This is a genomic window from Paraburkholderia sp. RL18-085-BIA-A, assembly GCF_046027075.1.
In the GTDB taxonomy this organism is placed as follows: domain Bacteria; phylum Pseudomonadota; class Gammaproteobacteria; order Burkholderiales; family Burkholderiaceae; genus Paraburkholderia.
Genome location: NZ_JARESU010000328.1, coordinates 1 through 3,145, shown reverse-complemented (window position 1 = coordinate 3,145; position 3,145 = coordinate 1). Strand labels below are relative to the sequence as shown.

Annotated in this window: 2 protein-coding genes; both read left to right on the top strand. The window is 59.0% G+C overall.

Translation table 11 applies throughout. The annotated features are described in order from the left end of the window. Positions 1-1,473 precede the first annotated feature (1,473 nt). Positions 1,474-1,758 carry a hypothetical protein gene (locus P0D89_RS51895; protein WP_408370792.1) on the top strand — a complete coding sequence of 95 codons (285 nt, stop codon included), beginning with the start codon at positions 1,474-1,476 and terminating at the stop codon, positions 1,756-1,758. A 781-nt stretch (positions 1,759-2,539) separates the two neighbouring features. Continuing rightward, positions 2,540-3,145 (top strand): cyanophycin synthetase family protein (locus P0D89_RS51890; protein WP_408370791.1); only part of this gene is annotated, 606 nt, incomplete at its 3' end.

Below are 3,145 nucleotides of genomic sequence, written 5' to 3'. Positions count from 1 at the left end.
TCATGCATTCATTAACGCACGACACTTTCCGGACGAGAAAGGCGCGCGTGGCCGTCAGCGGGGCGCGGCCACGCCCGTGGCGTGATTCCACGCAACCGTGATCGCCTCCGCGACTGACTTCGACTCCACGAGCGCGATGACCGCGACGTGCTTCACACGCAGGAAAGGCCCCGCGGAGCCGGACATCGACCGAGACGACACGAAGCCTGGTCATGCGCGCGGTGTAAGGTACAGGGGCGAATCTCCTGCCGGGAAGGCACGTTGTGGGATCTTGCCGAGCGTGGTGAGCATCACCTTTGATGCAAGGGGCAAAACCGTGGATTTATCGTGCCGAACGTTTCTGATCGCTCGTGACGATACCTCTGGCGGCTGTCAGGCACGAAGTTCGACCGGATGCTGCGAGATCCGGCAAGCCACTGTCTGCCCGTCTTTGCGGGGCAACGTGCGCGAATGGCCAGCGCTGCCGTTGTGCTGCCCCGCCGTCCATGGTCATCAACGAGCGCCTGTAGACGACCCTGTTGCTCGACCGGTCGTCGAATGGACCCGGCCGAGATGGGGCGACAGGCGGTCAGATCTCGGCAGGCCGAAGACCAGCCGGAAAATTACACAAGAGACGTTGCTTTATCTGGAATTGCCTCTATTTTTAAAGAGGCTGATCGGCCAGCGATTGTTCCGGGTGTTCATGGTGCCTAGAGCGTCTCTGCGGGCGTTTTTGTTGCGACGCACACGAAGTCGCACGCACCTACTTGAAATCACTTTGGTCTAACGGATCATGACGCGGGGCGTTAAGGCGTGGGTGACCGTCTAACGCATCCGCTACCGGCCCGGAGACCTGACGTGAGGTACTCTGCAGCATGTCCAGCCAGGTGCTCGGACTCATCGAGCGCGCGAGGTCAGGGCCACAGAGAAAAATGGGTGGTGCTGATCATCTCGGCAACGCGCGGTCACGGTGGAGTCGTTTCCACGGTGGAGTCGTTTCATCACGGTGCTGTGCAGCCATCCTGGCCGAGTCCATTGCTGGCGCGAAAACGAAGGCGCGTCTAACCACGCTGGTGTTTGCGTGATGCTGATGCGGTACACCGTTGATCTCGGGGTCCTTGAAGAGTGGCCAACAGCGCGCCTCGGCCAAGGCTTCATCGATCGTCTTCCTGGCTATTTACCCGGCCTCCAGCAACACGGCTGCTCCTATCCAACCCCCGGCGGGTTTGTGTGACGCATGCACCAAGGCGAAAGAACCTGACTAGGCCATGTCATGGAGCACGTAGCCGCCAACCTCCCCACCGGCGGTGCCGCTATCGATGTCACCGATAGCGTGCACCCGAGCGCGGCGTGCGGTTGGCGCGAGATCGAATGAGTTTTCGCCATGATGACGGCGACATGCCAGGCGGTCGCAAGCTGACCTGGTGACAGGGCTCCAGGGCGGGTGAAGCAAGAAGTCTATCCTTCATGGAGTTCAATACTTTGGAGAGCAAAATGGATGAGAAACAGAAATCTTTCCTCTATAACGATAACGACGCCACTCTTGATGCCTCATCAAAGCGGAGGGTGGCCGTCGAAGTCGCCCTGGACTTGATACGTCATGAAGCAATGAGCGGGTCTTCACGCAATTCCGTGGATTTCAATCTTAGGCACCTCTCGGACTTTGCAGACTCCATTCAAGAGGCCTTGAGAGGTGGTGAGCAGGAAGTCTTGAGAGGCAAGGAGCGAGAGGCCTTGAGAGGCAGGGAGCGGGAAACGTCGAGAGGCCAGCAGCATTAGCGGACGGTGCGCCTGTGCATGGCGGGCGCAGCGCACACTATCGAGGAATGTGGTGGTCTAATTTCCTCGGACAGGTCGATAGGAGGACAATCGCGAATCGACGAGGAAAAAAGCTAGATGACAAGAAGGTGCCGACTGACAATTTGCCGTCACCTTCAAGCTGGAGGTGGTACAGATCGTGCGAAATGAGGGATTATCGGTGAGCAGGTTTGCGGTCGATGGAGCAGGGTGAGACGGCCGTTCGGCGGTGGGTCTCGCCTACGCTTTCACCCGGCGTTCGAACGTCTGCTCCGCCCAGCCAACGGACCTTCGCGCGCCGATCTTGCCCGTCGCGTCTTCGGCCAAAGGAGACTCTGGTCGAGTCGCCCTGCGTGACCATTGTTGGTTTTAGAGCGGCCCTCAGCGGTCCCGCCGTGCCTGAGCGTCCGCCTTCAACGTTTGTGATCGCCAACTCTCGACCGGGGCTGGGTCAAAACCCAAAATTTTGAGGTTTTTCCGATTTGTCCGCCTCGGCGCGGTCGAAGGGGGTAAGCGCCTCGACACAAACGCATCTAAGCCGCCGACTCCAGCCGCGACGCCTTGTAGTGACAGACCAGAAAATCGATGGGTACAGGTTGCTATATCTGTAAATGTCTCTATTTTTTATAGATTGACTGCCTAGCAGCGTCGACGGCTCTGAGTATCACCAGTTGAGTGAAGTGCGCCCGATGCGTCTTCTTTTGCGTCTGCGCTCTTCGTCACTCGTGCATGACGCGATGTGATAGCTACAGGAGGTCATACGATGGAAGTCAAGTCGATCGTCGCATATCAAGGCCCCAGCATTCACGCTCATTTCCCGGTCATCCGATACACCGTCGATCTGGGCGTGCTGGAGGAATGGCCGACCGGGCGGCTCGGCCAGCGATTCATAGACAGTTTGCTCGGTTATCTGCCGGGCCTCGCACAGCATGGCTGCTCGTATCAGTCCCCCGGCGGACTCGTGCGGCGCATGACCGAAGGCGATGGCACGTGGCTCGGCCATGTCATGGAGCATGCTGCCATTGAACTGCAGAAATTGGCGGGTTCGGACGTCAGCTTTGGCAGGACACGATCTGCGGGTCCGCATGGCCACTACGATGTCATCTACGAATACCATAATGAAGCCGTCGGCCGGCAGGCCGGAGATCTGGCATTAGCGCTGATCGAGCATCTCTTGCCTGCCGAGTTGAAACCGCAGACGGATGCCGAGACGCAGTTCGACTTCGAACAGAAGCTCGACGATTTTCTCCGTGATGCGCGCAGGCACGAGGTAGGCCCGAGCACGGCGGCGTTGATGAAAGCCGCGGCGGACAGGGCGATTCCGTGTACGCGGATGAACGCGGGGAGCCTGATACGACTTGGCTATGGA

Excerpts from the sequence above, each read along its gene's own strand:
- P0D89_RS51895 (WP_408370792.1), top strand. The coding sequence starts at position 1,474 with ATGGATGAGAAACAGAAATCTTTCCTCTATAACGATAACGACGCCACT.